Origin of the sequence: Mycolicibacterium pyrenivorans (assembly GCF_025821625.1) — a bacterium.
Taxonomy (GTDB): domain Bacteria; phylum Actinomycetota; class Actinomycetes; order Mycobacteriales; family Mycobacteriaceae; genus Mycobacterium; species Mycobacterium pyrenivorans.
Genome location: NZ_JACKSH010000297.1, coordinates 1 through 3,391 on the forward strand (window position 1 = coordinate 1; position 3,391 = coordinate 3,391).

At 63.3% G+C, this 3,391-nt stretch carries 4 protein-coding genes; 1 reads left to right on the top strand and 3 read right to left on the bottom strand.

From position 1 onward, the window contains the following. Positions 1 to 111: 111 nt before the first annotated feature. Positions 112 to 873 carry a serine hydrolase gene (locus H7I57_RS32575; protein WP_011767881.1) on the bottom strand — a complete coding sequence of 254 codons (762 nt, stop codon included), beginning with the start codon at positions 871 to 873 and terminating at the stop codon, positions 112 to 114. 433 nt (positions 874 to 1,306) lie between these two features. Between H7I57_RS32575 and H7I57_RS32580 the strand changes: the two genes are divergently transcribed. After that, positions 1,307 to 1,966, top strand: a complete 660-nt coding sequence (locus H7I57_RS32580) for a DsbA family protein (RefSeq protein WP_011767880.1) — start codon at positions 1,307 to 1,309, stop codon at positions 1,964 to 1,966. A 70-nt stretch (positions 1,967 to 2,036) separates the two neighbouring features. On the opposite strand, the gene H7I57_RS32585 is transcribed toward H7I57_RS32580, so the two are convergent. Together H7I57_RS32585 and H7I57_RS32590 are read right to left on the bottom strand one after the other, a co-directional pair. Next, entirely contained in the window at positions 2,037 to 2,630 is a 594-nt protein-coding gene (locus H7I57_RS32585) for a DUF305 domain-containing protein (protein WP_011767879.1), read from the bottom strand. Beyond that, on the bottom strand, positions 2,627 to 3,391 hold the full coding sequence (locus H7I57_RS32590) for a cytochrome c oxidase assembly protein (RefSeq protein WP_264028495.1): 765 nt from the start codon (positions 3,389 to 3,391) through the stop codon (positions 2,627 to 2,629). Before H7I57_RS32590 ends, H7I57_RS32585 begins: the two co-directional genes overlap by 4 nt.

The window sequence follows — 3,391 nt, forward strand, 5'->3', positions numbered from 1 at the left end:
CGTCGGCATCGAGATCATCAGGCACACCCCATGATCCCCTACACCCGCCACCGGCCCAGGCACCCCGCCCGGCGTGTTACTGACCCACGCTCCTAGGTCCGCTGGTGGTGACTAAGCTGGGGCAAGCAGGATTTGCGCCAGGCGGGTGGTCGTTTCCACGCCATCGTCGTAGCCGCCTTCCCCGTTGAGCGAGTTCATGATCGCCAACGTGTAGCGCTGTCGAGGGCCGGCGAAACCGACGCTATTGACGACCCAGCCGCCCTGCTCTTGAGACCACCCGTTCTTGTTGCCGGGAGTCATGGCCGCGCCCGCTCCCCAGACTCCCCATTGTTGGTTGGCATCGAGGTGTTGCATCTCCGACACGATGGCCGCGGTTTCGGCCGCAGGCAAGCTCGTGAGGGTGTAGTTCATCAGCCGGTCGAGGTCCTCGCTCGTGGCCTTCTGAAAGCCCCAGTACGGGTGCGTGCTGCTGAACCCAGGCTGCGGTTGCAGGCTAGTGAGTCCGTACGTGGCGAAATTGCGGTTGAACGCCATGTTGTCCGGTCCGCTATAGCGTTCCCAAAGCGTATCCGCAGCGCCGCTGTCCGATGAGTGCATCATGTCGGCCATGAGTTGGCGGTCGGCCGGGGTCAAGGTGATCTGGCCGGCGCGTGCCCTAGTCAACAGATCGACCACCATCGCCAGCTTGATGGTGGATGCGGTCCACATCATCGTGTTGGCCACCTCGTTGCGGTGAGTCTCTCCGGTTGTCCGGTCGCGAAGCACATAGCCCACTACGCCGGGACGGGTGGCGAGGTAGGCGTCTGCCTGCGCGACGCGCTGTCCGATCTCAGCGGCGGCCATGGGCGTCGGCGCGAAGAGCAAGACGGTCATAGCGACAAGTCCGGAGACGACGGCTTTCACGTGCGTAGCTTGTCAGCCCCACGGACATCAGGGCCGACGGCACGCCGGGTAAGCACCGGCTCCTACTATCCGCCTACGTACATGCCCGCGGATGGCAAGTGTGCCGTCACGGGCTAGGTGTCGTGACCTGACAGGTTGTTGACGGCGTGCCTGCTTGAAACAGGGAGGGTGGGGACATCATCAGAAGAGAACTAGAACCGAGAAATGAGACCGGCAGGCCAGAGCCTCGCCGCCCACAGAGCCTCGCACCGCCAACCGAGGGCATAACAGATCTACGGTCTTCCTCCGTATATAGTCGGACACGCGATGCTCAACCGCGGGCACGGTCCGAGTCGGAGCTGCGGTAGACGGCTGCTCCGGCGCATCATAGACGTTCGGTGAAACTCAAGAAGGACGCATTCGAATGGCACCTCTCACACGCATTCTGCTGACCGTCTTCGCGGTCATCACCATGATCATCGGGGTTGGCGTCTATCTCTCGGCACAGGACAAGGACACACCCGGCTCCGCGCAAGCCCAGGGTGGAGACGTCGGTCAGCTGGTCCGGGAAAACAGTCGCCGCCTCACCAACGTGCCAAATAGCGATGTCACCTTCGTCGAGTTCCTCGACTTCGAATGCGAAGCGTGCCGCGCGGCCTTCCCGATGGTCGAACAGCTGCGCGCCGAGTACGGGGACCGCGTCAACTTCGTCATCCGCTACTTCCCCATTCAGTCGCACTTCAATGCAGAGCGGGCGGCGCGTGCGGTCGAGGCGGCCGCTCAGCAGGACAAGTTCGAGCCCATGTACAAGAAGATGTATGAGACGCAAAGTGAGTGGGGCGAACAGCAAACTCCGGCGGACTCCCGATTCCGCGGGTTCGCCGCCGAACTTGGGCTGGACATGGCGGCGTTCGACGCTGCCTACAACGACCCCGCCACACTCGATCGTGTCAATGTCGATGTGGCTGACGGTAAGGCCCTCGGTGTCCAGGGCACACCGACCTTCTTCCTCGACGGAACCGAAGTGGAGTTCAGGAGCTACGACGACTTGAAGACCGCAGTCGAACAGGCCTTGAACGGATAGCCGCGGTGATTGATGGCGGCCCCAGGGCGCAGCGGTTCGACACCTCGGCACGTGGATGGCGCCATCGGCGCTAACATGCCGGCGCCGCCTCGTCGACGGCGATGCCGGGGGTCGACATCGACCGCATCACGTCGATCTCGCGTTGCTGCGAGGAAATGATTCCCTGTGCGAAGTAGGTTGCGTAGCGGCTATGTCCCGCATCGACCTCGGTACGCGCCATCTTGATCGCCCCTGCGTGGTGCGCGATCATCAGTTCCAGATACAGGCGGTTGGCTGCGGCATCACCGGCGTTCTGCAACGCCGTGAGATCCGCGGACGAGACCATGCCGCACTGGTTCGGATGATGCTGCTGCGCGGCGGCCGGGCCCACACCCCACAGCGCCAGCCAGCCCCGCATCATCTCGATCTCGGATGCCTGCCGGCTGCTGATGGACACGGCTTGAGCGGCGACCTGTGGGTCGGCGTCTGACTTCGTCACCACGAGATCGGACATCTCGATGGCCTGAGCATGGTGAGGAATCATCTGCTGGAGAAAGGCGACATCGGCGTCGTTGTGAGTGACGGCGATGTCACGCCGCGATACGGGGGCGGTGTCACTGCACGCGCTCAGCCCCAGGACCAGGGCGATGCAGGCCGTTATGCCGACGGTGCGGTACCTCGTCATGAGCCGAGGCTAGCCGTGGTCGTCATCTGCTCGATCGCAGTCGAGCGGCGGCGCGGCACGATCTGCACCGCGATCACCGCCATCACCGCCACAAGCCCGCCGGCAGCGATGACTTGGCCTCCCAACCGCTGGTCGCTCAGCAAGTCTGCATGCCAGCTCAGTTTCAAGGAGCGGTAGAAGGCGCCACCGAGAACCTCACGCATGTTCATCACCACGACCCCAGCAATGACGAACTGCGACAGCGCGAACAACAGCATCGCGATCCGGCCCCGCTTGGGCATCAACCGTGGCACCGGCTCCACACCGCCAACAGCGGTGAAGAACAGTGCTCCACTGAGCAGGAAGTACCCGATCATCAGCATGTGCGAGGCGTGTTCGCTCACGGCGGCATCGAAGACGACCTTGAGGCAGAGCCCGTAGACGCCCACCACCAGAAGCGTGAGCGCCGTCCACGGATGAGCGATGAAACGCAACAATGATGAATTCAGCGCGCTGACAAGCCATTCGCGGGGACCAGGCACCCCGTTGGGATCGACTGCCTGCAATGCCTTCAGCGCGAGGGTCACCGGTGCGCCCTGCACGAGCAACACCGGCACCACTATCGTGAGCATCAATTGAGCGACGGCGTGCATGCTGAACGTTGCCGCCATGTACATGCCGAGTCCTGATGAAGTGGCGAATAGCAAAGCGAGGCAACCGATCAGCCACGACACGGTGCGCCGCGTTGACCACGGGGCGCCGCGGCGAGACAGCCGATACAC